Source organism: Streptomyces fradiae (assembly GCF_041270065.1).
GTDB lineage: Bacteria > Actinomycetota > Actinomycetes > Streptomycetales > Streptomycetaceae > Streptomyces.
In genome coordinates this window covers 6,019,253-6,044,748 of sequence record NZ_CP065958.1, presented here as the reverse complement: position 1 = coordinate 6,044,748, position 25,496 = coordinate 6,019,253, and the positions used below count along the sequence as shown (strand labels likewise).

The window sequence follows — 25,496 nt, the reverse complement described above, 5'->3', positions numbered from 1 at the left end:
TCGACATCGAAGCCGAGGACGGGATGGCCGTGGGCGCCTTCCGGGTCCATCAGCCCGGACCCGTGCCCAAGCGCCGCCCGATCTCCCGCAGGAAGCCGCACAGCGCATCGGCAGCCGGCCCAGACCCGCAGATCCGGGCATCCCACGACGGCCGGTCGGAACAACACGCCCTCCGCCCGGGGCACGAGAGGCTCGGTGTCTCCCAACGACTACTGGCAGGCCCAGTCCTTGTGCGCGACAGGACCGGGACCGGTCTGGCGGTACACCCGCTTCGAGGCCCGTCCTCTCACACACCCAGCTGCAGACCCGGCGCCGCCTCCTCCACCATGCCCAGGCCCAGGCGGCCGACGCGGGCGGCGAAGGGGGCGCCGGCGAGGGTGAGGGCGGAGAGGCGGAGTTCGCCGAGGGGGGCGGAGCGCAGGGGGTGGAGGGTGACCGTGCGGCCCGGGGCGTCGGGGCGGATGCCCAGGGCGGCGGTCAGGAGGTGGACGCCGGAGGCGGCGGCGACGGCGGCGGGCCGGCAGGCGGCCGGGTGCGGTACCGGCGGGGCGCCGGGGGTGCGCCGCTCCCCCGCGTACATCTCCGGGAGCCGCAGGTCGAAGGCCTCCGCGGCGTCCAGCACGCCGCGCAGCAGCGCGGCGGCCTCGCGCTCGTGCCCGGCGGCGGCGAGCCCCGCGACGGCGACCGCCGTCTCGTGTACCCGCACCGCGCCCGAGCGGTGCCCGAACGGGTTGTACCCGGGCTCCTTCTCGCCGAGGCCCCGCAGCCCCCAGCCGGAGTCGAGCGCCGGGGCGACGAGCAGCCGGGCCAGGCGCTCGGTCTGCGCCTTGTCGAGCAGCCCGGGCGCCTGCCGTCCGGCGGCGGTGAGGCCGGTGTCGAGGAGGTGTGCCGCCCAGCCGCCCAGGTGGGGCAGCGGGCGTCCGTCGGGGAGCCGGGCGAGCAGCGGACGCCCGCCGGCCGGGTCGTCCAGCCAGAACCGGTCGCGGAACCGCTCGCGCAGCGCCCGGGCCCGTTCCCGCCAGGCGTCCCCGCCGGGCCGACCGCAGGAGTCGAGGAGGTCGGCGCCGAGCACGGCCGCGCGGTGCGCGTGGGCCTGGGTCTCGGCCCGCGCGGGTCCGGCGGGCCACGGGTCCGGCACGAACCCGTGGTCGTCGAAGGCGCCGCGCAGCCAGTCGAGGCAGCGCTCGGCGGCGGGCAGCAGTTCCGCGAGGTCCTGCTCGGGCAGGCCCCAGCGGCGGGCCTCGGCGAGCACGGCGGGGAAGGCGAGGGTGGCCTCGACGCCGGTGCAGCGGGGCGGGAGGAGCGGGCCCGCGTCCCTGAGCGGTCCGGGGATGCGCCCGGACTCGGGTCCCAGGCCGGGCAGTTGGGTGCGGGCGAGGGCGCGCAGGGTGGTGGCGGCGAGCCGGGTGCCGAGCGGGAGGGCCATCCGGGCGGCCCACAGGGCCTCGGCGGTGACGGGCCCCAGGCGCCAGGGGACGCCGGCGGCGAGGTGCACGTCGGCCGGGTGCGCGGGGTCGCGCTGGAGGAGTGCGCGCAGATCGGCGACGCAGGCCCGCAGCAGGGGTCCGAGGCGGGGGTCGTCGCCTTCGGCGACGGCGTCGGCGAGGACGTGTCCGCCGGGCCTGCCCGCGCCGGGCGCCCGGGTCCGGCCGGCGCGTTCGCAGCGGACCCGGAGGGTGAGGACGAAGGGGGCGCCGGCGGCGGGTTCGGCGTCCCAGCGGAGGAGTCCGGCCGCGCCGAGGGCGGCGCTGGGCGCGGGGTCGGCGAGGACGCTGACGGCGGTGCCGTCGGGGGCGGTCCAGCGGAGGCCGGTGCCGTGGACGCTCGCGGTGAGCTCGGGGCCGGGCCGGCCGGCCGCCACCGAGCCCAGGTCCGCGAGATCCGTGCCCAGAGCGAGCTCCACCGGGATCCGCGCCGGCCGGGGCGCGGAGCTGCGCAGGGTGATGCGTTCGGTGCCGTCGGCGTCGCGGGTGCGCTCGACGAGGAGTCCGGGGTCGGGGCCGAGGTCGCCGGGTGCGCGCAGGACGCCGAGGAACTCGGCGCGTTCGGCGCCGTCCGCGCGGCCGCGGAGCGGGACGGGTGCGCGGCCGGCGACGCGCAGGACGGAGCGGGCGAGGAGCCGGCGGCCGTCCTGGAAGACGCCTTCGAGGCCGGTGCCGGTGAGTTGGCCGTGCCGGGCGCTGATGGCGAGGGCGGGCAGGGCGACGCCGACGAGGGTGTCGTGCACGGCCTGCGGTTCGCCGGGGTGGGGCGGATGTCCGGCGGCGGGTCCGGGGGCCTGGGCGGGGCTGGGGGCCATGACGGGTCTGCGGCGCTCTCTGTGGGGTCCGGGCGGTGCGGCCGGGCCCGGGCGGGGCCGTGGCCCGGTCCGCGCGGGCGGTCCCGGCGGTCCGCTCGTCCGGCCGTGGAACGGCGGTTCCGCTCCTGCGCGACCGCCACAGAGGTGAACGCCGCCGCGGGTCGGCGGGTCACGGCCGTCATGCCCCGCTCCTCGCCCGGCCGGTCCGGCGGGTGCGCCGCACCACGGGCCGCCGGGGCGGCCGGGGTTCGGCCCGGCGGCGCCGGGCGGCCTGGGTGGTGCGCAGCCCGGCCTGCCGTGCGGCGCGGCGGGCCGTCTGCCGGGCCCGCTGCCGGGTGCGGACCTCCGTCGGGGCGGCCTCGGCCGGAGCGGGGGCGCCGGGCGCCTCGGCGGCGAGCCGGGTGTCCCGTTCCTGGCGCAGGCAGGCGCGCAGGGCCTCCGGGTCAAGGCCCTCGTTGCACGCCTGGTGAAGGAGCCGGGCGAAGAGGTACTCGGGGTCGGCCTCCAGGGCGAGTCCGAGGGCGACCCGGGCGGAGGGCTCGTCGCCGGTGGACCAGGCGACCCAGCCGGCCAGGGTCAGCGGGGCCGCCGCGTACTCCTGATAGGGCGGGACGCACCGCCGGGACACCGCCCGCCAGAGCCGGAGGGCGGGTGCGGCTTCCGGGCCCTCCATCCACTCGGCGGCCTGGTCGCGGGTGTCGCGGTCCTGCAGGCCGAGGATGAGGGTGGCGGCCTCGTCGGGCGAGAGCAGCGCGTCGTCGCGTTCGTCGCCTGTCGCCGGGCCGGTCAGGGACGCCTTGAGCGCGGGCGGCAGGGCGGTGCCGCCGGCGTGGGGCCGGGGTGCCGGGCCGCCGGGTGCGGCGGCGAACCGTGTGAGCAGGCGCCGGGCGAGGCCGAGGGTGGTCTCGCGGGTCTCGCGGCGGCCGAGGCCGCTGGCGGGGGTGTCGAGGATCCTGGGCACGATGACGGTCGCCGCCTCGTTGAGCGCGGCGCGCTGCGCCGCGTCGTCCTCGGTGCGGGGCTTCAGCCGGGCCTCCATGTCCTTGAGGGTGCCGCGGACCTGGATGCCCGCGTAGGCGGCGGAGGCGGCCATCACGGAGGTGCCGGAGAGGGCGAGGGGCGTGCCGTCGGGCGGGCAGCAGCGGGCGTCGGGGCAGCAGTAGGAGAAGTAGAGGCCGTCGGAGATGCAGAGGGCTTCGGGGACGGGGATGTCGAGCGCGCCGCAGGCGGTGCGGAGGCGCTGGGCGAAGGGGCGCAGTCGTTCCATGACGCGCTGTGCGGTCTCGCCCGGGCGGGGTTCCTGGCAGAGGAAGACGACGATGGCGTCGGGCCGGTCGCCGCCGCGCCGGCCGGCGCCCTCGACGAGGCATGCGGCCAAGTACTCGGCGGTGGCGGGCCATTCGCGCGGCGAGCCCGGGATGCCGACCCTGACCCGGCCGCCGAAGCGGCCGCGCTCGCCGTGGAGTGCGACGAGGACGACGGAGTCGCTGGGGTGGAAGCCGAGCATGAAGGGCAGTGCGTCGGCGAGCTCGGCGGGGCCGCGGAGGGTGATCTGCTGGGGTGCGGAGGACCCGTGGGGGTCGTGGGAGTTGTGGGGGTCGCGGGATTCGTGGGATCCGTGGCGGTTCGTGTTCATGGTCACGACGGTCCCGTGATTTCCCCGATCGCGAAACCCCTGTGGATAACTCCCGGTTGGGGCTTTCGGGAGGTTTTCCACAGGGGTCGGCGGGGTGGTCGCGCCGGGCGGCCGGATGCGCTTCGATGAGAGGTCAGCCCGCCGCGGCCAGCACCAGGGGCAGCACGGGTCCGCTGCCGGAGCGGCGGAGCAGGCGGGCGGCGACGGCGAGGGTCCAGCCGGAGTCGGTGGAGTCGTCCACGAGGAGGACCGGGCCGGGGGTCTCGCGCAGGGCGGCGGTCAGCTCCTCGGGCACGGCGAGGGCGCCGGACAGGGCCCTCAGGCGCTGGGCGGAGTTGCTGCGGCGGGCCGCGTGGGCGCCGTCCTCCGTGACGTACGTGAGGGTCCCGAGGAAGGGCAGCCGGCCGACGGTGGCGATGCCCCGGGCCAGCGAGCCGACCAGCTGCGGCCGGGTCAGCGAGGGCAGGGCCACGACGCCCACGGGGCGCTCGGGGGCGTCCGGGGCGCCGGAGGCCCAACCGGCGGGCGAGCGGGCCCAGTCGGCGAGGACGGCGACGGCGGCCCGCAGCACGTCGTCGGGGACGGGGAGGTCCGGGGTGCGCTCGGCGAGCAGCGGGCGCAGCCGGTTGCCCCAGCCGATGTCGGAGAGGCGGCCGAGGGCGCGGCCGGGGGCGCACTGTTCGCCGGCCGGGATGCGGCCCTTGAGGTCGACGCCGAGGGCGGGCATGCCGGTGGGCCACATGCGGCGGGGTTCGATCTCCACGCCGGGGCGGTCGAGTTCCTTCTCGGCGGCGGTCAGGGTCTCGGTGGAGACGGCGGAATCGGCCCAGGGGCCGGCGCAGTTGTCGCAGCGGCCGCACGGCACGGCGCCCTCGTCGTCGAGCTGGCGGCGCAGGAACTCCATGCGGCAGGCGTTGGTGCCCACGTAGTCGCGCATGGCCTGCTGTTCGGCGGCGCGCTGCCGGGCGACCCAGGCGTAGCGCTCCGCGTCGTACGTCCAGGGGGCGCCGGTGGCGATCCAGCCGCCCTTGACCCGCTTGACGGCGCCGTCCACGTCGAGGACCTTCAGCATGGTCTCCAGGCGACTGCGGCGCAGGTCGACGGCGGCTTCGAGGGCGGGCACGGACAGCGGCCGGCCGCCGGCCCCGTCGAGCGCGGCGAGGGTCTGGCGGACCTGGGCCTCGGGCGGGAAGGCGGTGTCGGCGAAGTAGCGCCAGATCGCCTCGTCCTCCTTGCCGGGAAGGAGCAGCACGTCGGCGTGGTCGACGCCGCGGCCGGCGCGGCCGACCTGCTGGTAGTAGGCGATCGGCGAGGACGGCGAGCCGAGGTGGATCACGAAGCCCAGGTCGGGCTTGTCGAAGCCCATGCCGAGGGCGGAGGTGGCGACGAGCGCCTTGACCTTGTTCTGGATGAGGTCGGACTCGGCCTGCAGCCGGTCGGCGTTCTCGGTGCGGCCGGTGTAGGAGGCGACCGCGAAGCCGCGCTGGCGGAGGTAGGCGGTGGCCTCCTCGGCGGCCGCCACGGTCAGCGCGTAGACGATCCCGGAGCCGGGGAGCTCGTCGAGGTGTTCGGCCAGCCAGGCCAGCCGGTGGGCGGCGTCCGGGAGGCGGACCACGCCGAGGCGGAGGCTCTCCCGCTCCAGGGTGCCGCGCAGCACCAGGGCCTCGCCGGCGCCGGTGCCGAGCTGTTCGGCGACGTCGGCGGTGACCCGCGCGTTGGCCGTGGCCGTGGTCGCGAGGACCGGCACGCCGGGCGCGAGTTCGGTGAGCATCGCCCGCAGGCGCCGGTAGTCGGGCCGGAAGTCGTGTCCCCAGTCGGAGATGCAGTGCGCCTCGTCGACCACGAGAAGGCCGGTGGTGGCGGCGAGCTTGGGCAGCAACTGCTCACGGAAGTCGACGGAGTTGAGCCGCTCCGGGCTGACGAGCAGGACGTCGGTCTCGCCGCGCTCGACCTCCTGGTGGATGGTGTCCCACTCCTCCGGGTTGGCCGAGTTGATGGTGCGTGCCCTGATACCGGCCCGCTCCGCCGCCTCGACCTGATTGCGCATCAGGGCGAGCAGCGGGGAGACGATCACGGTGGGTCCGGCGCCGCGGCGGCGGAGCAGCGCGGTCGCCACGAAGTAGACCGCGGACTTGCCCCAGCCGGTGCGCTGGACGACCAGCGCGCGCCGGCGGTCCTCGACGAGGGCGGCGACCGCCTGCCACTGGTCCTCGCGCAGTCTGGCCGAGCCCGACGGATCGCCGACGAGCTCCGCGAGGACGGTGTCTGCTTCGGTCCGGAGGTCCAGGTTGTCCATGCCCCCCATGCAACCCGATGGGACTGACAATCGGCCACTTCACCCCGCGTGACGGCCGGTGACCCGGTGGTCGCCGCGTTGCACGTCGATCGGTGGAACAGAGCGTGAACAATGGGCAACTGGGCAGGGATATGAGAGTCATACCGGTGGATTCCAGTCAGCGGCGCCAATTGCTCGTTGCCGCCCGCGCACGGGCCAGGGAAGAATTGGTCATCCACCCCGCACGCCCAACGCGGCCCGTTGGCCGTGCCGTGGTGCGCCCTCATCCGACCCTGCCCGCGGAGCGGGCGCGTATCCGAAGGGAGGATCGTGACCCTCGGATTCGCTCCGCCCTCGACCGCTCCTACGAACTCGTCGTCCGGGTCGGCCAGCCGCCTCGCTCGGATGCTCGAACCGGCCGAGTGGGCCTCGGCCGGGATCCCGCTCCTGCGTAATCCGCGCGAGGTCGTCAGCGGCCTGCACTCCCGTCACCGTCCCACGCCGTCCACGGCCGTGGTCGCGGTGCTCGACCACGAGGAACGGCTCGCGGCCAGCGCTTCGTTCGCCCGCCGGGCCGCTCCGGCGGACGGCTGGGAATTCCGCAACGCGCTCCTCGCGCAGCTGCGCCGGGTCATCCCGCACGACCTGCGCCGGCGTGCGCCGGTGCGTACGGCGGTGCTGCTCTACTGCCGCGAGGGCGACGAGCGCTGGACCGAGGAGGACGGCGCCTGGATGTGGGGTCTGCGTGACGCGTGCACCCTGCACGGGCTGCGCTGCGGGGCGTACATCACGCTGACCGGCGGCGGCTGGCAGGTGCTCGGCGAGGGACGGGGCGGGCGCCGGCCCAGTTCCGACTCGAAGCCGGCGCCGCTGGGCGAGGACCCCGCGCTCGACCGGCTGATCCCGCGGATCGCGAGCGGCGCCCCCGAGCCGCTGCGCCGGGCGGCGGCCCGCTGAGCGTCCGGCCGGGCCCGGGGCTTCCGGGGGACGGCCGGTCCGGTGGGACGGTACGGGGCGCGGTCCGAGCGACCGTGGCCCCGCCCGGCCCCGTCTCCGTACGAACGGCGCCGGCTGCTCCGTACGCCACCCGCCATGTGCGCGGGCCGGCCCACGCCCCGCCCCTTCCGCACCCGGGAGAGGGCACGGCAGGGGCTCGGACGGGGCCTGGACGGACAGATCAGACGCCGGCGCCGAGCGCGGCGGTGACCCGCTGCGGGTCGCCGCAGACGATCAGCAGGGCGGTCGCCCGGCGCATCGCCTCGGGCAGGCGGCGGGCGACGTCCGCGTCGGAGCCGCCGTTGACCGCGACGACCACCACGGGCCGGGCGGCGGCCCGGTCCACGGCGGCGGCGTCCGCGAAGAACACGTCCTCACGGGCGTCCTGCTGCGCCCAGTAGGCGGCCTCGCCGAAGGACAGCTCGTGCGCCGCCCAGGGGTGCTGCTCGCCGGTGGTGAGGACCAGGACGTCGCCGGGGGCGCGGCCGTTCTCCAGGAGCAGGTCCACCGCTTCCTCGGCGGCGTCGACGGCTCCGTCGACGGGCGCGGGGATCAGCTGGACCTGCGGCTCGTTCCGCGGTTCGGTCCGCTGGTCGGAACGATTCTCCGCACGGGCGGAGGAAGCCGTTCCGGCAGCGGGCGGACGCGGCGCCGGCGGGGCCGGCCTGGCCGGACCGGGGCCGGGACGCCCGGGTCGCGGAGAGGCGGCGGAACGCGGGCCGGGTACGGGTCGTGGGGTCGGCACGGGGCGGCCTGCGGCCGCGGTCGCGCGGGGACCCTGGGCACTCTCGTGAATCTGAGGCTCCTCGGGGATGAGAGGCATGGGTGGATGTCTATCAAACGCCGTCGCACCGAGCTCGGGCGGGTGGGCGCACAGGGGCGCCCCGGCTCCTTGCGCAGGTCCGGCGGACAGGTTTCCCCGTGACTCCGCCGGACATGCCGGAAGCCGAAGTTCAGAAGTCGAAGCCGAGTTGTCCCCCGCTTTCGAGTGCGGCGGCCTCGGCCGAGAGGCGGACCTTCTTGAGGTGCCGCCAGCGTGGCATGGCGTCGAGATAGGCCCAGGAGAGCCGGTGGTACGGGGTGGGCCCCAGCTCTTCAAGGGCGGCCTTGTGGACCGGGGAGGGGTAGCCCGCGTTGGCGTCGAAGGCGTACGCCGCGTACAGGTCCGAGGCGCCCTTCAGGCCGGCCATCAGGGTGTCGCGGCGGACCTTGGCGATCACGGAGGCGGCGGCGACGGCGACGCAGGACTGGTCGCCCTTGATCACCGTGCGGACCTGCCAGGGGCTGCCGAGGTAGTCGTGCTTGCCGTCGAGGATCACGGCGTCGGGGCGGACCGGCAGGCCCTCCAGTGCGCGGATCGCGGCGAGCCGGAGGGCGGCGGTCATGCCGAGTTCGTCGATCTCGGCGGGCGAGGCGTCGCCCAGCGCGTACGCGGTGACCCAGCCCTCGAGTTCGGCGGCGAGCGCGGTACGGCGCTTGGGCGTGAGGAGCTTGGAGTCGGTGAGCCCCTCGGGCGGGCGGCGCAGGCCGGTGACGGCGGCGCACACGGTGACGGGACCGGCCCATGCCCCGCGTCCGACCTCGTCGACCCCGGCAACGATCCTGGCGCCGGTCGTGGCCCGGATCGAACGCTCGACGGTGTGTGTGGGTGGTTCGTACGGCATGGCGCTGACAGGTTACGCCGATGGATACCTCCCTCGGTACCCGGATTCCCCCCAGGCATTCCCGCCCGGCCGGAACCGGCCGCCGGACGGGCCGGGATTCGCGGCGCTCCGATGCCGCTCGCTTCGCTGTCGCACACCCTGGCGGGGTACGCCGAACAGTCCGGGAGCAGCGCCGGATACGGGTCTGACGGCGCCGGGCGGCCGGCCTCCGGTCGCAGGCGTGAATCCCGGAGGCCGGCCAGCGGGACGGCGGCCACTTGTGTGAAATGGCCGCCGGGAGCGCCGGGTTGGGGGTCGGCGGGGAGAGCCCTCAGGGGGCGTACGGGTCGGTGTCCGGCGCGTAAGGGTCGGCGTCCGGGTCGTACTCCTCGTCGCGGGTGGGCTCGCCGCAGAAGACGGAGTTGGTGGCGGGGCGCCGTTCGAGGATGTCGCGGGCGCGGGCCTCGGAGCGGCTGGTCGCGAACCAGGGCTCGTCCTCCGTCCGGTCGAAACGGTCGTCGAGTTCGCCGAGGGCGCAGTCGCGCAGCCGCTCGGGGAGCCGGTCGAGGGCCGGTGCGGCGTCGGCGGAGAGTCCGGCGAGATAGTTCACGTCGATCTTGTGGTCGCGCTCGTACCGCTGGACGTTCTGCTCGGCGATCACGGCGTCCGGCTGGATCAGCCCGAAGGCCAGGACGAAGCCGGCGGCGCTCGCGGCCAGGGCGCGGGGCAGCAGCTTGGCGCCCCAGATCCCGGCCGCCATGATCAGCAGGATCGCGACCCCGAGCCAGATCTCCATGGCGGACACCGAGATGCGCAGCCGGGTGAGGCCGTACGCGTCCACGTACAGCTCCATGCGGCGCAGCGCGGAGGCGACGACGACCAGGGTGAGGACGCACAGGGTGCCGAGGACGGAGCGGACGAGTCGGGTGTCGCCGGGGGTGCCGCGGGGTGCCCAGCGCAGGGCGAGGCCGATCACGGCGAGGGTGAGCAGGGTGGCGAAGAGCAGCTGCCAGAAGCCCTGGCGGGCGTATTCGGAGTAGGTGAGCCCGGTCTCGCTCAGGACCTTGTCGTAGCCGCCGAAGAGCACGGCGAGCTGGACGGCGTTGAAGGCGGCGAAGAGCAGACAGAGGACGACGAGCGGGAGCGCCCATTCCAGGCGGGCACGGGGGCGGCCCGGGCTGAAGCTGAGCCGGTCCCAGCGCAGCGGGGCGGCGGCGGTGCGGGCGACGGCGATCGCGCCGAACAGGCCGAGCAGGAAGCACAGCAGCCGCCAGGGCGCCTGGTCGAGCGAGATGTCCGGCATGAGGCCGCCGAGGAGGTCGGCGAAGGCGGCGTCGGCGCCGGCGAACAGCGCGCCGAACACCACGAGCAGGCCCAGGGCGATCAGGATCGGGCGCAGCAGCGCGCCGAAGCGGCCCTGCGCTCCGCCCGCGCTGTGGCGCATCCCCTGCCAGGTCCACGGCATGCCGCTGCCCACGGAATCGAAGAGTCCGACGGGCCCGAAGAGCATGCTGGGCCAGCCTCGGCCGCCGTGCAGCGCGTAGCCGGTGAGGCCGAGGGCGGTGAGGACGGCGAGGAAGGTGGGCCAGCCCGCGTCGCTGAGGACGGGTACGACGAGCAGCGCGGCGCCGCCGAGGGCCCACACCAGCGTCCACGGGCGCAGCCGGCGGCCGGCCGCGCGGGCGGCGAGGGCGCCGGCGGCGGTGGCGGGCACGGCCACGAGGAGCAGGTTGGCGCCCGCGCCGCCGCTGAGGAGCAGGGCGGCGGCCAGGGCGGTGGCCAGGATCGCCCAGAGCGTCGGCGAGGTCGGCCGGGCCGGTGCCGGGGGCCTGAGCTTGCTTGGCGGCGGCTTCCGGTGCGGCGCCCAGGCCTGGTACGGCGCGTACGCCCCGGGCGGGTACGGCCCCTGCGGGTACCCGCCGTGCGGATGCACCCCCGGCGGCGGCGCGACCGCGGTGGGCTGGCCCGCCGGACTGGTCGGACCGCCGGCGGGCGGACCGCTCGGCGGCGGGCTGCTGGGCGGCGGGCTGTCCTTGGGCTGTGCGGACGGCTCGTGCTGCCCGGACGGCTGTGCTGCGGATGGTGTGTCGGTCACGGGACCCCCTCCCGGCCGGGTGCGCCGGGCCGTGCGGCCCACGGCGTCCCGGGTGTCTCGTCGGCACGCTGCTTGTCATGATCAGCGCTGCGAGTGGCCGACTTTAACGGCGGTGCGCCGCACCGGACCGGTCCTGCCACAGCTGTGGCAGGACCGTGACACTGGCGGAGCGGCCGCGTCCGGAAGGACCGGGGCCGGGTGGGCCCTACGAGCGGGCCGTGGCGGGCACCCAGTCGGGCAGGTCCTCGGTCTGCTCAAGCCAGGCGGCGGGCGGGGTGCCGCCCGGGCCGGCCGCGACGACGCCGCAGGCGATGGCGCAGGTGGTGTCGACGTCGCCGCCGACCCCGGCGGTCGTCCAGAACACCCGCTCGAAGTCGCCGAGGCCGCGGGCCGCGGACCAGAGCGCGAACGGCACCGTGTCGTGGGCGCTGGTGCGCCGGCCGCTGCCGAGGACCGCGGCGACGGTGCCGGCGTCGCCGTAGTCGAGCATGTCGCGGGCCCGGCGCAGCCCGGCCCCGACGGCGCTGCGCGGTACGAGGGCGATGACGCCGTCGAGCAGCGCCTCGGGGGTGGGCGGGCCGGCCGGGTCGGCGACGAGGGCGGCGGCCGCGGCGACGGCCATGGTGCCGACGACGGCCTCCCGGTGCTGGTGGGTGGTGTACGCGGAGATCTCGGCCTGGTGGGTGGCCTGCTCCGGGTCGTCGGCGTACCAGGCGCCGAGCGGCGCGATCCGCATGGCGGCGCCGTTGCCCCACGAGCCCTGCCCGTTGAAGAGCGCCGCCGCCAGCTGCCGCCAGTCCCCGCCCTCGCGCACGAGCCGGAGCATCCGGTTGACGGCGGGGCCGTAGCCGCGGTCGAAGTCGTGGTGGTGGGCGAAGGACTGGGCCAGGGCGTCCTGGTCGATGCGTCGGTGGCTCGCGAGCACGGCGAGGACCGAGCAGGCCATCTCCGTGTCGTCGGTCCACTGCCAGGGACCGGTCGGCGGCTCGTGCCGCTTGAGCAGGGGATAGTTGGCGGGAACGAAGTACTGGGAGCCCAGGGCGTCTCCCACGGACAGCCCGCGCAGGCTGGCCAGGGCGCGTGCGAAGCGCCGGTCGAGAGCGGAGTCAGCGGTCATCGACCAGCCACTCTATCCGGTGGGGCCGTACGGTTCCGGGGTACGCCAGCGTTCGAAGGGCCGGTCGAGGCGGTATTTCCCGTCCTCGCCGAGCAGCAGGGTGCGGGTCTCCGCGTTGCCCGGGTTGGACAGCGACTCGAACTCGGCGACCGACCAGTGGAACCAGCGCATGCAGAACAGGCGCATGGTCAGTCCGTGGGTGACGAGCAGGACGTTCGGCGGGTGGTCGGGGGCCTCGAAGGAGCGGTAGAGGCTCTCCAGGAAGGCGCCGACCCGGTCGTAGACGTCGGCGCCCGACTCGCCCTGGGCGAAGCGGTAGAAGAAGTGGCCGTAGGCGTCCCGGTAGACCTTCTGGAGGCGCACGTCCTCGCGCTCCTGCCAGTTGCCCCAGTCCTGCTCGCGCAGCCTCGGCTCCTCCCGGACCCTGACCAGGCCCGGGTCGAGCCGGAGGGCGCGCAGCGTCTCGTGGGTGCGGCGGTACGGGGAGACGTAGACGCTGACCCGTTCCTCGCCGAACACCGTCCGCAGCCGCTCCCCCGTCGCCTCGGCCTGGAGCCACCCGGTGTCGGTGAGCCGGAGGGCGTGGTCGGGCTCCCGCTCGTACACCGTGTCGTCCACGTTGCCCTCGGATTCGCCGTGCCGTACGAGGACGATGCGCCGTGGTCGTGCCATGGCTCGACCCTAGACAAGGCTCCTCCGGGCGGCTCAGCCGGCCAGGCGTCCGGCGTCCATCCGGCGTATGCCGCCGGTGAAACGGCGCCGCAGCGCACGGTCGTGGGAGACCACGACCACGGCTCCCGGCCACTGCTCCAGGGCCTGCTCCAGCTCCTCGACCAGACCGAGGGCCAGGTGGTTGGCCGGCTCGTCGAGCAGCAGCAGGTCGGCGGGGCGGGCGAGCAGCCGGGCCAGGGCGAGACGGCGGCGCTGCCCGGCCGAGAGCCGGCCGACCGGCACCGTGAGGTCGGCGGGGCGGAACAGTCCGTACGAGAGGAGCAGTTCGGCCCGCTCGTCCTCGGGGAGGCCGAGGCCGCGCCCGAAGGCGGCCAGGAGCCGCTCGGCAGGGCGGCCGCCTGATATCTCCTGGGCCAGGTGGCCGATCCGGCCTCGGCGGGTCACCTGCCCGGCGTCGGGTTCGACGAGTCCCGCCATGACCCGGAGCAGGGTGGACTTGCCGGCCCCGTTGCCGCCGTGGACGAGCAGCCGCTCGCCGGCGGAGACGGTCAGCGCGTCGACGGCGAGCCGGTCGCCGACGCGGACGCCGGTGAGCTCGACGAGCCGCCCCTCGGCCCGGCCGGCGACGGGCCGGGCGGTGAAGGCGAGCGGGCGTGGGGGCTCGGGGACGGGCTCCTCGTGGAGGCGGCGCAGCCGTTCCTGGGCGTTGCGGACGCGTCCGGAGACGGAGGCCTGCACCCGGCCGCCGGCCCGGTCGTAGGCCATCTTGTTGTTGTCCTTGATGGCCCGTCCCAGGGCGACGCCCTGGGCGGTGGTGCGGGTGTACTCCTCCAGCCGGGCCGTCTCGGCGCACCATTCGGCGTGGGCCTGCTCCCAGCGGCGGCGGGCGGCCGCCCGTTCGGCGCGGAAGCCGGCGTATCCCTCGCCGTACCGCACGACCGTGCGGCGGTCGGCGTCGACCTCCAGGATCGCGGTGGTCACCCGCTCCAGGAAGACCCGGTCGTGGGAGACGGCCACGACCGTGCCGCGGTGGGCGAGCAGGGCGTCCTCCAGCCAGTCGAGCGCGTGGGCGTCGAGATGGTTGGTGGGCTCGTCGAGGAACAGCAGCTCGGGCGCGGCGGCGAGGGCGCAGGCGATGCCGAGGCGGGCCTGCTCCCCGCCGGAGAGGCTGCCGAGCACGCGCTCCCGGCCGATGTGGTCGAGGCCGAGTCCGTGCATCGACTTGTCGACTCGTGCGTCCGCCTCGTATCCCCCGCGCAGCTCGTAGGCGGTGAGCAGCTCCCCGTACTCCGCCAGGGCGCGCTCGTCCGCCGTGCCCAGTTCCGCTTCGAGGGCGCGCAGCCGGCGCTCGGTGCCGCGCAGCTCCGCGAGCGCGTCGTCGATCGCGTCGGCCACGGTGGCCTGCGGCGGGAGCTCGGGGGTCTGGGCGAGGAGCCGGGCGCCGCCGTCCGCGACGGTGACGGCGGAACCGCTGTCGGGCGCGTCGAGCCCGGCGAGTATCCGCAGCAGGGTGGACTTGCCCGCACCGTTCTCCCCCACGATCCCGATCCGCTCGCCGGGGCGCACGGTGAGGGAGACCTGATCGAGCAGCAGCCGTTCGCCGCGGGTCACGGTCACGTCCTGAAGAGAGATCTGCGTGGGCAAGGGGCGCCTCCTAGTGAGTGGCGGAACGAACCAGCGCGACACCGGCAAACGCAACCAGCGTCGCATTACGTAGAGTGTGGCACACTCGAACCCACTAACGCAACAGGAGTAGCAATTGAATGATCCGCAGAGCGCCACGGAGCCCTCGGCCGCACCCGCCCCCGGCAGCCGGCGCCCCGGCGGCCGGACCGCCCGCACCCGCGCCGCCGTCCGCGACGCCGTCCTGACCGGACTCGCCGAGCACGGCTATCCCGCCCTCACCGTCGAGTACGTGGCGGAGCACTCCGGCGTGCACAAGACGACGCTCTACCGCCGCTGGGGCGGGATCGAGGGCATGCTGGCGGACGCGCTCGCCCTCGCCGGCGAGGACCGGTGGACGGCGCCGGACACCGGCGACCTCGACGGCGACCTGCGCGCGCTCGCGCACGAGGTGGCCGAGGCCTTCGCCGACCCGGCGCAGGCCGCCGCACCGACGGCGTTCGTCGCCGCCGCCTTCCAGTCCCCGCGCGCCGCGGACGCCCTGCGGGCCTTCTACGAGGAGCGGTTCCGGCGTTGCGAGACGGTGGTCGAGCGGGCGGTGACGCGCGGCGAGGCGCCCGCCGGGACAGACGCGGGCGCGGTGGTGCGCGCCGTCTCCGCGCCGCTCTTCCTGCGCCTGTTCGTCACCCGCGAGCCGGTGGACGCCGCCGTCGCCGACCAGGCGGCGGACACGGTCCTCGCGGCGGTCCGGGCGGGCGCGTTCGTGCCGCAGCCGGCCGGAGCGGAGGGCGGCGCCGGGCAGTCCTAGGCGGTGTCGCCCGGATCAGGCCGGAGAGCCCCGGCCCGCCCGGGCCTCGGGCCTCAGGCCTCAGGCCTCAAACGTCAGCCCCCAGACCCCAGACGTCAGGGCTCAGACGTCGGGGTTCAGACCTCAGACCGCCCAGGTCGGTTCGAGCTGCACCACGTCGCCGCTCATCGCGGCGACGTCGGCCTCGGTCTGCGCCCGCAGGCCGAGGCGTTCGATGCGCTCCACGCGGTACTTCCCGTGCTCCGCCGCCGAGTTCCACATCGACAGGACCAGGAACTCGTGCCCGGGCGCCTCGCCGAACAGCCCGCGGAGCATGCCGGGGGAACCGGCCATCGCCGGGTTCCAGACCTTCTCCTGCATGAGCGCGAAGTGCTCCACGCGCTCCTCGTGCACCCGGCAGTGCGCGACCCGCGCCACGTCGGCGTCCGCGAACCGCGGCTCGAAGCCGGTCTTCACGTCGAAGCGATGGTCGAACAGCTTGACCTGCGCGTTCCGGTAGGTGCCGACCTGCGCGGCCGCGAGCCGATCGTGGGAGCGGGCCATGAAGGAGTCGTAGAAGGCACGGCTCTCCCAGAACGCGAAGACATGGGCGACGTCCGGCCGCCGCCGGCTCCATCCCCCGCCCTGCCCCCGGAATCCCGGCTCACCGAGCAGCCCCGCCCACTTCCGCTGCCCCCGCTCGAACCCTCGACGGTCCACCACGGTGCAGCGAATCCACTTGACCAGCACCGCGCCATGGTACGGGGCGGAGCGACGCGCCGTCAGACCTCCGCGGAGTACGCCCGCTGCACCCGCACCAGGCCCGCGGCCTCCTCGTCGTCCAGTTCGATTCCGAACTCCCCGGCCAGCACATCCGTCAACTCGTCCGGCCCCACCCGGCGTTCCTCGCGCGCCCCGTCCACGCCCACCGAGGTCAGACCGTCGCGGACCAGCGCCCGCCGCACGACCGCGTTGGGCCGATGGGCCACCACCTGGCCGATGAAGCGCGAGCGCGGATGACTGGAGCTGTAGTGGTTCATGAGCTCGAAGTCGACCGGGTACAGCGCGTGCGGGGCGAAGGAGTAGAGGTCGGTCCACCCCTCCGGGCGAAGCGCACGCAGCACGTGGACGCCCTCCGCCTCCGCGCCGACGCGGTCCACTCCGACCCGCTCGACTCCGACCCGCTCCACGCGGACGCCGAAGACCCAGCCGTCCTGCTCGACGCGCGCGCCGTCGGTCAGCGGCACCGGCTCCAGCGGGCCCTGCCAGCCGAACCCGGCGTCCGCGAGCCAGGGCTGCCCGTCGACCGTGACGACGAGCAGGGCGTGGGTGATCGGCGTCAGCGCGTCGCCGCGGGTACGGTTCCGGGCCCCGCGCCCGGCCACCGCGAAGCCGATCCGCTCCAGGGCGGCGGCAAGCAGCGAGTTCTGCTCGTAGCAGTAGCCGCCGCGACGCCGGCCGACCAGCTTGGCCTGCAGGCTCTTCACATCGAGCGGGACCCGGCGCCCGAGCGCCACGTCCAGGTTCTCGAACGGCAGGCTCTCCACATGCGCGCGGTGCACGGCGCGCAGGGTCGCGAGATCGGCGGCGACCTCCCCCGAGTACCCGATCCGCGCCAGATATGCGTCCAGATCCAGCTCTTCCCCGCCCCACATACGACACTCCCCCTCCACTGATGACATGTTGATCACATGACACCATGAACAGCTCGTCAGGAACCGTACAAAGAAAGGGGATTGACCGTGAGCGGGCTCAACAAGGGGGTCGGCAAGGTCGAGGTCGCGCTCAAGTGGGACCCCAGTCCGGCCGGTTCCCCCGCGCACGACCTCGACCTCGTCGCGGCGGTCTACGCGGCGGACGCCCCGTACGGCCCCCCGGCCTATCTGGTGCACTTCGACAGCCGCTCCCCGGACGGCACGATCACCCTCCAGCGCGACAGCCGTACGGGGCAGGGCTTCGGCTACGACGAGGCGATGACCGTGGAGCTCACCCGGCTCGCCGAGCGGTACGCGCGCGTGGTGGTGGGCGTCGCCATACAGCAGGGCGGCGGGCGGCTGACGTTCGGGCAGGTCGCGCGGACCGGCGTACGGGTGCGCGAGGGCTACACCGATCTGCTGGTCGACGCCCTCGACTCGGTGGCGGACGCGACCGCGGCGACGATCGCCGAGTTCGTCCGCGACGGGCTCGACGGCGCGACCGGCGCGACCGGCGGCGCCAGCGGGGCCGGCGACGGCTCCGGGGAGTGGCTGTTCCGGCCGCTGCTGCAGGGCTTCGACATCGACCCGAGCACGTTCGGCGCCGTCATGGGCGAGCGCCGGGCCTGACCTGGACGGCCAGGGGGCGAGGTGACCTGCCCCTCGCCCCGCCCGCCCTCCCTCAGCCGCCCTCCCTCAGCCTGCCCAGCCCGGGACCGTCGGCAGCACCCGCTCGGCGACCCTCAGGAGCGCCGCGTCGTCCGGCATCCCCATGTCCCGGCGCCAGATGACGAGTTCGTACGATCCGCCGCCGTCCTTGGCGTCCTTGGCGACCAGCAGGTGCCGGGCGATGCCGCCGGTGCCCGACTCGGCCTTGCCCTTGCCGCCGAGCGGGATCCGCAGCGCGATGGTGCGGTCCGAGTAGAGCACCGCCGGGCGCCCCTGGAAGGTCGTGGGCTCCGCGGTGTTGCCGAGCAGCGCGCCGAACTGCGCCACCCGGAGGCGGTCGTACGAGACCGAGAGCTCCACCTCGTACGTGGGCAGGGTGACGGTCCCCGACGGCGTCGGGGTCCGGTCGGCGCCCTCGGGGCCCTTCAGGGTGCCGTCGCTGCCCCAGGCGGTCTGCGCCTGCTGCCCGGGCGTTCCGAGCAGGGCGGGCAGGTCCGGCCGGTTCAGCGCCTCGCACAGCCGCGTCCCCGAGACGTACCGCGCGGGCAGCGTCCCGCTCGACGCCCTGCAGACGGCCGGCCGCGCTGCGGCCGCACCCTCCTGCGAGGTCTTCGCCATGTACCAGAAGCCGCCCGCGAGCCCCGCCCCGAGCACCAGCGCCAGGGCCACCTGCGCACCCGCGCTCGGCCCCTGGGCCGCTCCGGCCGTCCGTTCCGTCATCGTTCCCCCCTGCGGTGCGCGCCGATCGCGCGACCGCAGAGCCTACTCATGGGTAGTGCGCCGTTACGAGGGGATTCCCGCCTCCTTCTCCTGACCCGAGGCAGCCGCAGCGGCTGCCCGCAGCCGTGCCTCCGCCTCGGCCGGGGTGTCGTAATAGCCGGGGCGGGCCAGGAGCACGGAGCTGAAGAAGTGGCCGGGCTCGTCGTCCGGTTCGTCCTCCTCGGCCGCGTACGGCCGCCAGAATCCGAGCAGCAGGTCAGGCGCGCGGAAGCAGTCGGGATCGTCCGCGTCCTCCACCACCGGCGTGTACGCCCGTATCCGCCGGACCACCTCGCGCGCGGGCAGCCCGAACACGTCCACGTCACGGAAGAGGACCCGGTCGGCGGCCGTCGCCGGCCGCCCGAGCTCGACCGCGAGGAGCTCCCCGCGCATGCTGTGGATGCTCACCATCAGCCCGCTGGGCCGGAAGACGTGCTGCCCCGGCTGGTCGGAAGCCGACACCGCCGACGGCTCCCGCAGCGAGAGCAGCGCGCCGTCGGCCTCGTCGCGGGGCATGCCGATGCGCAGCGGGCCGACGCCGTGGGGCGGTTCGAGGAGGAAGTCCATACCGGCATGGTGGCAGGCCCCACTGACACTCCCCACGGGCATTCCCCACTGCCGCCTCTCGCCAGCACGCCCCTGGAACGCCCGGCGGCCGGATAACCGGTGGAGCCGTGGTCGCGCCGGTGACAAGGTGAGCCGTATGTCGTCGCCCGTGGTCGAACAACTGCTCCGTGAACTGCACGCCACACTCGTCCTCCGCAAGCGCCCCGAGGACGTGGCCCGACTCGTCCAGGATCTGTACGCCGCGCAGGGCACCGCCCTCGACCCGGCCACCGAGACGGCGCTCGCCAAGGCCGCCGAGAACTCCCTGCGCAGTCTCTGGCACGGATACACCTCCATGCGGGAGGAGTTCGCCCGCCCCGTCGGCGCGCAGCGCCAGCTCGCCCGGGCGGCGGACCTGTTCCCCGGTCTGCTCACCGGCCTCTTCCCCGGCCTGCCGGAGCTGCCGGACGACGCCGGGGACGATCCGGCGCGGATCCAGGCGGTGATCCGGCGCGCGGGCGAGGAGATCGGCAGGGCGTACGGGCAGAACGACTTCGGCCGGGACCGGCTCGACCGGGCGGAGCGCGCGGAGGCGGGGCTCGGTTCGCTGTCGAAGCGTCAGTACAACAAGCGGTTCCGGCTGCTGCGCCGGATGGAGGCCAAGCTGGCCCGGATCGTCCACGAGCAGCGGCGCCGCGAGGTGACGATGACCGGCAAGGGCGCGCTCGCCCATGCCCTTCCGTACGAGCTGTTCGCCGCCGACGCGGACACGGCGGCCTTCGTCGCGTACGTCACGGCGCGCGGCTACATGCGCAGCGTCTTCACCAACGGCCGGCAGCGGCAGGTCTACGACGAGGTCGCTGAGGCCCTGTTCCAGCGGCTGCGGGAGGCTCCCGAGCGGACGTGCTGGTACGCGGTCGCGCATGTCCACCCCACCGCCGAGGTGCTGGCGCACGTGTCGGACGAGGACCTCACGGGGCTGCTCGTCCGGTGGGGCCGCTTCCTGCGGCAGGTCGCCGACCTCCTTGAGGACGCCTGGAACCGGCATCCGCTGGAGCGCGACACGATGATCGTGCGCCGCGGCGACGACTCGTCCACGTGGAACCAGGCGGCCCAGGCGTGGAACACGGCGCGGGCCCATTGGTTCGCGCTGCTCGGCGAGTTGGGCCGGGACGAGATCCTGGACCGGGTCTGCCCGGGCAAGGTGCCGCGCCTCATGGCCGCCGACGTCGCGTACTGGCACCGGATGAGCGGCGGCGGACTCCACCCCGACACCTATGTGTGGGCCGAGCTTCCGCTGCCCTGGGAGGTCCTCCGGGGCGAGCAGGAATGCCCGCGCTCCCTCGTCGAGGCGGTCTGCGCCCGGCACCGGGTGGACCCGGTGGCCGGTGCCTGGACCGCCGCCCGGCCGGCCGCCGAGGCCGTGCCCTTCCGGCGTACCCCCGAGCTGGTGCACGGGGTCGCCGTGGCGGACCCCCTCATGGCGAGTGCGCTGCGGTCGGCGGGGGTCTTCTCCGGCAAGGGCAAACGTGCCGCCGCCCAGGAGTGGACGTGACCGGCGACGCCCGCCGCGCGCCGCGGCAATTCGGTTGACCCCTCCCCCGGCCCACCGCGATGATCGCCAAGGCGACGAGGAAGCTCTGCGGAGGAGCGCCCGGCTCTGATCCCGGGTGGACGCAGGTTCGAATCCTGCCCTCGTCGCCTTCCTTGCGTCGCACACCACGAAGGGGATCGACCTCCACGGTCGATCCCCTTCGCGTACTACCGGTCAGCCATCAGTGCGTCAGCTGCAGCCGCTGGTCGAGCCGCAGCCCTCGCAGATGTAGCAGGAGCCGGCGCGCTGCATCTTGGTGCCGCAGGAGAAGCAGAGCGGGGCGTCCGCGCTGATGCCGAGCTGCATCTCGACGAGCTCCGCGGAGGTGTGCGCCTGCTTCGGGGCCGGGACCTCGGCCTTGACGGCGGCGGGGGCGGCGACGGCCTTCAGCTCCTGGGCGCGCGGGGCCGACTGGGCCAGGCCCTCGACGTCGACCTCGTCGTCGGCCGCCTCGTACGAGCCGGTCTCCAGGTGGCGCTGGCGCTCCTCGGCGGAGTGGATGCCGAGGGCGGAGCGGGTCTCGAAGGGCAGGAAGTCGAGCGCCAGGCGGCGGAAGATGTAGTCGACGATCGACTGCGCCATCCGCACGTCCGGGTCGTCCGTCATGCCGGCCGGCTCGAAGCGCATGTTGGTGAACTTCGAGACGTACGTCTCCAGCGGCACGCCGTACTGCAGACCCACCGAGACGGCGATGGAGAACGCGTCCATCATGCCCGCGAGGGTCGAGCCCTGCTTCGACATCTTCAGGAAGACCTCGCCGAGACCGTCGTCCGGGTAGGAGTTGGCGGTCATGTAGCCCTCGGCGCCACCGACGGTGAAGGAGGTGGTGATCCCCGGGCGGCCCTTCGGGAGGCGCTTGCGGACCGGGCGGTACTCGACGACCTTCTCGACGGCCTCGCGGATCGTCGCCTCGGACTTCGCGGTGACCTCGGCCTTCTCGTCCTCCTTCTTCTTGGCGGAGAGCGGCTGGCCGACCTTGCAGTTGTCGCGGTAGATGGCGAGCGCCTTGACGCCCATCTTCCAGGCCTCGAAGTAGACCTCCTCGACGTCCTCGACCGTGGCCGTCTCCGGCAGGTTGACGGTCTTGGAGAGGGCGCCGGAGATCCACGGCTGGATGGCGGCCATCATGCGGACGTGGCCCATCGCGGAGATGGAGCGCTCACCCATGGCGCAGTCGAAGACCTCGTAGTGCTCGGTCTTCAGGCCGGGGGCGTCGATCACATTGCCGTGCTCGGCGATGTGGGCGACGATCGCCTCGATCTGCTCCTCCTGGTAGCCCAGGCGGCGCAGGGCCTGCGGGACGGTGCCGTTGACGATCTGCATCGAGCCGCCGCCGACCAGCTTCTTGAACTTGACCAGGGCGAGGTCGGGCTCGAGGCCGGTGGTGTCGCAGGACATCGCGAGACCGATGGTGCCGGTGGGGGCGATGACCGAGGCCTGCGCGTTGCGGAAGCCGTTCTTGGCGCCGAGGCGGATCACGTCCTGCCAGGCCTCCGTGGCGGCGGCCCAGATCGGCGAGTCCAGGTCGTCCATGCGGACGGCCTTGTCGTTGGCGTCGGCGTGCTGCTTCATGACGCGCTGGTGCGGGTCGGCGTTGCGGGCGTAGCCGTCGTAGGCGCCGACGACCGCGGCGAGCTCGGCGGAGCGCTTGTACGAGGTGCCGGTCATCAGGGAGGTGATGGCACCGGCGAGGGCACGGCCGCCGTCGGAGTCGTACGCGTGGCCGGTCGCCATCAGCAGGGCGCCGAGGTTGGCGTAGCCGATGCCGAGCTGGCGGAAGGCGCGGGTGTTCTCGCCGATCTTCTGGGTGGGGAAGTCGGCGAAGCAGATGGAGATGTCCATCGCGGTGATGACGAGCTCGACGACCTGGGCGAAGCGCTCGACGTCGAAGGACTGGTTGCCCTTGCCGTCGTCCTTGAGGAACTTCATCAGGTTCAGCGAGGCGAGGTTGCAGGACGTGTTGTCCAGGTGCATGTACTCGCTGCACGGGTTCGAGCCGTTGATGCGGCCGGACTCGGGGCAGGTGTGCCAGTTGTTGATCGTGTCGTCGTACTGGATGCCCGGGTCGGCGCAGGCCCACGCGGCCTCGGCCATCTTGCGGAAGAGCGCCTTGGCGTCGACCTCCTCGATGACCTCGCCGGTCATGCGGGCGCGCAGGCCGAACTTGCCGCCGGCCTCGACGGCCTTCATGAACTCGTCGTTCACGCGGACGGAGTTGTTGGCGTTCTGGTACTGGACGGACGTGATGTCGTCGCCGCCCAGGTCCATGTCGAAGCCCGCGTCGCGGAGGGCGCGGATCTTCTCCTCCTCCTTGACCTTGGTCTCGATGAAGTCCTCGATGTCGGGGTGGTCGACGTCGAGGATGACCATCTTGGCGGCGCGGCGGGTGGCGCCACCGGACTTGATCGTTCCTGCGGAGGCGTCGGCGCCGCGCATGAAGGAGACCGGGCCGGAGGCGTTGCCGCCGGAGGAGAGGAGCTCCTTGGAGGAGCGGATGCGGGAGAGGTTCAGGCCGGCGCCGGAGCCGCCCTTGAAGATCATGCCCTCTTCCTTGTACCAGTCGAGGATCGACTCCATGGAGTCGTCGACGGACAGGATGAAGCAGGCGGAGACCTGCTGGGGCTGCGGGGTGCCGACGTTGAACCACACCGGGCTGTTGAAGCTGAAGATCTGGTGCAGGAGCGCGTAGGCCAGCTCGTGCTCGAAGATCTCGGCGTCGGCGGGCGAGGCGAAGTAGCCGTGGTCCTCGCCGGCCTTGGTGTAGGTCTTCACGATCCGGTCGATGAGCTGCTTGAGACCGGTCTCGCGCTGCGGGGTGCCGACGGCCCCGCGGAAGTACTTGCTGGTGACGATGTTGACCGCGTTCACCGACCAGAAGTCGGGGAACTCGACGCCGCGCTGCTCGAAGTTGATCGAGCCGTCGCGCCAGTTGGTCATGACGACGTCACGGCGCTCCCAGTTCACCTCGTCGTACGGATGCACGCCGGGGGTGGTGTGGATGCGCTCGATACGCAGGCCCTTGCTCGCCGCCTTGGCTCCCTTGGTGCGGGAACCACGTGCCGGACCGCTCGCCGTCTCTGTCATGCCGCCTCCCATATACGGGCAAAACACCCTGGAGCGCCCAGAAAATTCCAGGGCGCCGTCTTCTGTACTGCGTTATGTAGTGCAATTGCCACGAGCGCCTCACGGACCGCTCGGGGCAGGTCTTCCGTCCGGCCGCGCGGCGGCCGGCAGCCGGACCGTGACGGTCCGGCGCGCCGCTCAGTCGGCGGCGTGGGCGGGAACGGGGACCGCGGGGGCTGCCCCGGGCTCGCCGTTCCCGGCGGGAGGCCGCTCGCGGAGTTCCGCGATGGCGGCCTCGAAGTCTTCGAGGCTGTCGAAAGCCTTGTACACGGATGCGAAGCGCAGGTACGCGACGAGGTCGAGCTCCTGCAGCGGGCCGAGGATGGCCAGGCCCACGTCGTGGGTGGTCAGCTCGGCGCTCCCGGTGGCGCGCACCGCCTCCTCGACCCGCTGGCCGAGCTTGGCGAGGGCGTCTTCGGTGACGGGCCGCCCCTGGCACGCCTTGCGCACGCCGGAGATGACCTTGGTACGGCTGAAGGGTTCGGTGACCCCGGACCGCTTGACCACCATGAGCGAACAGGTCTCCACCGTCGTGAAACGACGGGAGCAGTCCGGGCACTGGCGACGGCGGCGGATCGACGTCCCGTCGTCGGTGGTGCGACTGTCGACGACGCGGCTGTCGGGGTGCCTGCAGAAGGGGCAGTGCATGTGGTTCCGACCCTCCCTCAAGGCACGACTGAATAGCCCCGCCCGGCCCGTCAAGGCCCCGCGAAGCGACCACCAGCATAGGCGATCCGAGCTGCCCCGGAAGACCGGGACCACTACTTGTGGGTGGCTGATGCCATCCAACCACTAGATCTTGGGTCGGTCGGCATTTCGGCGCCCTGCGCGTGTCGCGCGTCCAGGGGCTCCGCGAGCTCTCCCGCGACCGGCCAAGAGGGTACGGGAAGGGCGCGGCGGCACCGCTGCCGGGGTCGCCGGTGCCAGACTGTGCAGCCGGCGCCCGCCCTTCCGGTCCGACAGCGAACGCTACCGTAATGACCGATTTGAGAAGGCATCCGGGTCTGCGTATACACCGACGCTCGTACATACGTAAGGCGAACTGCGAATTTTCACTCGAACGTGTGTTTGGCGCAACCTTTCGAAAGCAACTACCGTTGTGCCAGCCAGGGAGAACATTCGAGAGGGGCCGACGACGTGACCACCACCGCAGACAGTGCCACCATCACTGCCCAGGGCCGCTCCCAGGGCCGACTCGAGACGGTGCATGCGATGAATGACGCCGCCATGAGCGGGGAGGAGCCCGGCCGACCCGCGCGCTCGCTCCCCGGACGACCTCCAGGCATCCGGGCCGACAGCTCCGGCCTCACCGACCGCCAGCGCCGGGTGATCGAGGTCATCCGCGACTCCGTCCAGCGCCGCGGCTACCCGCCGTCGATGCGCGAGATCGGCCAGGCCGTCGGCCTCTCCAGCACCTCCTCCGTGGCACACCAGCTGATGGCTCTGGAGCGCAAGGGCTTCCTGCGCCGCGACCCGCACCGCCCCCGTGCGTACGAGGTGCGCGGCTCCGACCAGCCCAGCACCCAGCCCACCGACACCACCGGCAAGCCCGCCGCCTCCTACGTCCCTCTGGTCGGCCGGATCGCCGCCGGTGGGCCGATCCTGGCCGAGGAGTCCGTCGAGGACGTCTTCCCGCTCCCCCGGCAGCTGGTCGGCGACGGTGAGCTGTTCGTCCTCAAGGTGGTCGGCGACTCCATGATCGAGGCCGCGATCTGTGACGGCGACTGGGTCACGGTCCGCCGCCAGCCCGTCGCCGAGAACGGCGACATCGTCGCCGCCATGCTCGACGGCGAGGCCACCGTCAAGCGCTTCAAGCGCGAGGACGGGCACGTCTGGCTGCTGCCCCACAACTCGGCGTACCAGCCGATCCCCGGCGACGAGGCCACCATCCTCGGCAAGGTCGTCGCCGTGCTGCGACGGGTGTGACCCCACCTCGCCGGCCCTGAACCGGGCCCCGGGACCCACTGC

Annotated in this window: 20 protein-coding genes and 1 tRNA gene; 6 read left to right on the top strand and 15 right to left on the bottom strand. The window is 74.0% G+C overall.

Features of this window, described 5'->3' with window-relative positions:
- Nucleotides 1-286 precede the first annotated feature (286 nt).
- The 3 genes from JAO84_RS27635 to JAO84_RS27625 all read right to left on the bottom strand — a co-directional run bounded on the left by JAO84_RS27635 (nt 287) and on the right by JAO84_RS27625 (nt 6,231).
- Nucleotides 287-2,299, bottom strand: coding sequence for a glycogen debranching N-terminal domain-containing protein (locus tag JAO84_RS27635; protein ID WP_370415246.1), 2,013 nt, complete (start codon nt 2,297-2,299; stop codon nt 287-289).
- A gap of 178 nt (nt 2,300-2,477) precedes the next feature.
- The gene (locus JAO84_RS27630) at nt 2,478-3,935 is read right to left on the bottom strand and encodes a DUF4192 domain-containing protein (RefSeq protein ID WP_370415245.1); all 1,458 of its coding nucleotides are present in this window, start codon (nt 3,933-3,935) and stop codon (nt 2,478-2,480) included.
- A gap of 133 nt (nt 3,936-4,068) precedes the next feature.
- On the bottom strand, nt 4,069-6,231 hold the full coding sequence (locus JAO84_RS27625; RefSeq protein ID WP_370415244.1) for a RecQ family ATP-dependent DNA helicase: 2,163 nt from the start codon (nt 6,229-6,231) through the stop codon (nt 4,069-4,071).
- A gap of 309 nt (nt 6,232-6,540) precedes the next feature.
- Here JAO84_RS27625 and JAO84_RS27620 point away from each other — a divergent pair, with 309 nt between their 5' ends.
- Nucleotides 6,541-7,167, top strand: a complete 627-nt coding sequence (locus tag JAO84_RS27620) for a hypothetical protein (RefSeq protein ID WP_265864894.1) — start codon at nt 6,541-6,543, stop codon at nt 7,165-7,167.
- Between the two features lie 220 nt (nt 7,168-7,387).
- Here the strand turns inward: JAO84_RS27620 and JAO84_RS27615 are convergent, their stop codons facing one another.
- The 6 genes from JAO84_RS27615 to JAO84_RS27590 all read right to left on the bottom strand — a co-directional run bounded on the left by JAO84_RS27615 (nt 7,388) and on the right by JAO84_RS27590 (nt 14,377).
- Nucleotides 7,388-8,029 carry a hypothetical protein gene (locus tag JAO84_RS27615; protein WP_370415243.1) on the bottom strand — a complete coding sequence of 214 codons (642 nt, stop codon included), beginning with the start codon at nt 8,027-8,029 and terminating at the stop codon, nt 7,388-7,390.
- Nucleotides 8,030-8,159: 130 nt separating this feature from the next.
- Complete coding sequence (locus JAO84_RS27610) at nt 8,160-8,870, bottom strand: ribonuclease HII (RefSeq protein ID WP_370415242.1); 711 nt, start codon at nt 8,868-8,870, stop codon at nt 8,160-8,162.
- A 310-nt stretch (nt 8,871-9,180) separates the two neighbouring features.
- On the bottom strand, nt 9,181-10,944 hold the full coding sequence (locus JAO84_RS27605; protein ID WP_370415241.1) for a DUF4153 domain-containing protein: 1,764 nt from the start codon (nt 10,942-10,944) through the stop codon (nt 9,181-9,183).
- Nucleotides 10,945-11,149: 205 nt separating this feature from the next.
- Nucleotides 11,150-12,061, bottom strand: coding sequence for an ADP-ribosylglycohydrolase family protein (locus JAO84_RS27600; protein ID WP_265864890.1), 912 nt, complete (start codon nt 12,059-12,061; stop codon nt 11,150-11,152).
- A gap of 12 nt (nt 12,062-12,073) precedes the next feature.
- Nucleotides 12,074-12,733, bottom strand: coding sequence for a histidine phosphatase family protein (locus JAO84_RS27595; protein ID WP_370415240.1), 660 nt, complete (start codon nt 12,731-12,733; stop codon nt 12,074-12,076).
- Nucleotides 12,734-12,766: 33 nt separating this feature from the next.
- Entirely contained in the window at nt 12,767-14,377 is a 1,611-nt protein-coding gene (locus JAO84_RS27590; protein ID WP_370415239.1) for an ABC-F family ATP-binding cassette domain-containing protein, read from the bottom strand.
- A gap of 115 nt (nt 14,378-14,492) precedes the next feature.
- Here JAO84_RS27590 and JAO84_RS27585 point away from each other — a divergent pair, with 115 nt between their 5' ends.
- Complete coding sequence (locus tag JAO84_RS27585) at nt 14,493-15,164, top strand: TetR/AcrR family transcriptional regulator (RefSeq protein WP_370415238.1); 672 nt, start codon at nt 14,493-14,495, stop codon at nt 15,162-15,164.
- Between the two features lie 123 nt (nt 15,165-15,287).
- Here JAO84_RS27585 and JAO84_RS27580 read toward each other — a convergent pair whose 3' ends face one another.
- Both JAO84_RS27580 and JAO84_RS27575 read right to left on the bottom strand, forming a co-directional pair.
- Nucleotides 15,288-15,893, bottom strand: a complete 606-nt coding sequence (locus JAO84_RS27580; RefSeq protein ID WP_265864886.1) for a YdbC family protein — start codon at nt 15,891-15,893, stop codon at nt 15,288-15,290.
- Nucleotides 15,894-15,925: 32 nt separating this feature from the next.
- Nucleotides 15,926-16,798, bottom strand: a complete 873-nt coding sequence (locus JAO84_RS27575; RefSeq protein WP_370415237.1) for an arylamine N-acetyltransferase — start codon at nt 16,796-16,798, stop codon at nt 15,926-15,928.
- Nucleotides 16,799-16,885: 87 nt separating this feature from the next.
- Between JAO84_RS27575 and JAO84_RS27570 the strand changes: the two genes are divergently transcribed.
- Entirely contained in the window at nt 16,886-17,467 is a 582-nt protein-coding gene (locus tag JAO84_RS27570) for a TerD family protein (protein ID WP_370415236.1), read from the top strand.
- Between the two features lie 66 nt (nt 17,468-17,533).
- Here the strand turns inward: JAO84_RS27570 and JAO84_RS27565 are convergent, their stop codons facing one another.
- A complete protein-coding gene (locus JAO84_RS27565) occupies nt 17,534-18,226 on the bottom strand; it encodes a DUF6215 domain-containing protein (protein WP_370415235.1) in 693 nt (230 codons plus the stop codon).
- Nucleotides 18,227-18,289: 63 nt separating this feature from the next.
- Nucleotides 18,290-18,832 (bottom strand): hypothetical protein, encoded by a 543-nt coding sequence (locus tag JAO84_RS27560; protein ID WP_370415234.1) that lies wholly within the window; start codon nt 18,830-18,832, stop codon nt 18,290-18,292.
- A gap of 136 nt (nt 18,833-18,968) precedes the next feature.
- Here JAO84_RS27560 and JAO84_RS27555 point away from each other — a divergent pair, with 136 nt between their 5' ends.
- On the top strand, nt 18,969-20,366 hold the full coding sequence (locus JAO84_RS27555) for a hypothetical protein (RefSeq protein ID WP_370415233.1): 1,398 nt from the start codon (nt 18,969-18,971) through the stop codon (nt 20,364-20,366).
- A 73-nt stretch (nt 20,367-20,439) separates the two neighbouring features.
- Nucleotides 20,440-20,512, top strand: a tRNA-Gln gene (locus tag JAO84_RS27550).
- Nucleotides 20,513-20,594: 82 nt separating this feature from the next.
- Here JAO84_RS27550 and JAO84_RS27545 read toward each other — a convergent pair.
- Both JAO84_RS27545 and nrdR read right to left on the bottom strand, forming a co-directional pair.
- The gene (locus JAO84_RS27545) at nt 20,595-23,489 is read right to left on the bottom strand and encodes a vitamin B12-dependent ribonucleotide reductase (protein ID WP_370415232.1); all 2,895 of its coding nucleotides are present in this window, start codon (nt 23,487-23,489) and stop codon (nt 20,595-20,597) included.
- Nucleotides 23,490-23,666: 177 nt separating this feature from the next.
- Complete coding sequence (nrdR, locus tag JAO84_RS27540) at nt 23,667-24,176, bottom strand: transcriptional regulator NrdR (protein WP_265864879.1); 510 nt, start codon at nt 24,174-24,176, stop codon at nt 23,667-23,669.
- A 489-nt stretch (nt 24,177-24,665) separates the two neighbouring features.
- Between nrdR and lexA the strand changes: the two genes are divergently transcribed.
- Complete coding sequence (lexA, locus tag JAO84_RS27535; RefSeq protein ID WP_265864878.1) at nt 24,666-25,454, top strand: transcriptional repressor LexA; 789 nt, start codon at nt 24,666-24,668, stop codon at nt 25,452-25,454.
- Nucleotides 25,455-25,496 lie beyond the last annotated feature (42 nt).

Bases quoted from the DNA above. Each gene is read 5' to 3' on its own strand.
- JAO84_RS27635 (WP_370415246.1), bottom strand. From the start codon at position 2,299: ATGGCCCCCAGCCCCGCCCAGGCCCCCGGACCCGCCGCCGGACATCCG.
- JAO84_RS27630 (WP_370415245.1), bottom strand. From the start codon at position 3,935: ATGAACACGAACCGCCACGGATCCCACGAATCCCGCGACCCCCACAAC.
- JAO84_RS27625 (WP_370415244.1), bottom strand. From the start codon at position 6,231: ATGGACAACCTGGACCTCCGGACCGAAGCAGACACCGTCCTCGCGGAG.
- JAO84_RS27615 (WP_370415243.1), bottom strand. From the start codon at position 8,029: ATGCCTCTCATCCCCGAGGAGCCTCAGATTCACGAGAGTGCCCAGGGT.
- JAO84_RS27610 (WP_370415242.1), bottom strand. From the start codon at position 8,870: ATGCCGTACGAACCACCCACACACACCGTCGAGCGTTCGATCCGGGCC.
- JAO84_RS27600 (WP_265864890.1), bottom strand. From the start codon at position 12,061: ATGACCGCTGACTCCGCTCTCGACCGGCGCTTCGCACGCGCCCTGGCC.
- JAO84_RS27595 (WP_370415240.1), bottom strand. From the start codon at position 12,733: ATGGCACGACCACGGCGCATCGTCCTCGTACGGCACGGCGAATCCGAG.
- JAO84_RS27575 (WP_370415237.1), bottom strand. From the start codon at position 16,798: ATGTGGGGCGGGGAAGAGCTGGATCTGGACGCATATCTGGCGCGGATC.
- JAO84_RS27565 (WP_370415235.1), bottom strand. From the start codon at position 18,226: ATGACGGAACGGACGGCCGGAGCGGCCCAGGGGCCGAGCGCGGGTGCG.
- JAO84_RS27560 (WP_370415234.1), bottom strand. From the start codon at position 18,832: ATGGACTTCCTCCTCGAACCGCCCCACGGCGTCGGCCCGCTGCGCATC.
- JAO84_RS27555 (WP_370415233.1), top strand. From the start codon at position 18,969: ATGTCGTCGCCCGTGGTCGAACAACTGCTCCGTGAACTGCACGCCACA.
- JAO84_RS27545 (WP_370415232.1), bottom strand. From the start codon at position 23,489: ATGACAGAGACGGCGAGCGGTCCGGCACGTGGTTCCCGCACCAAGGGA.
- nrdR (WP_265864879.1), bottom strand. From the start codon at position 24,176: ATGCACTGCCCCTTCTGCAGGCACCCCGACAGCCGCGTCGTCGACAGT.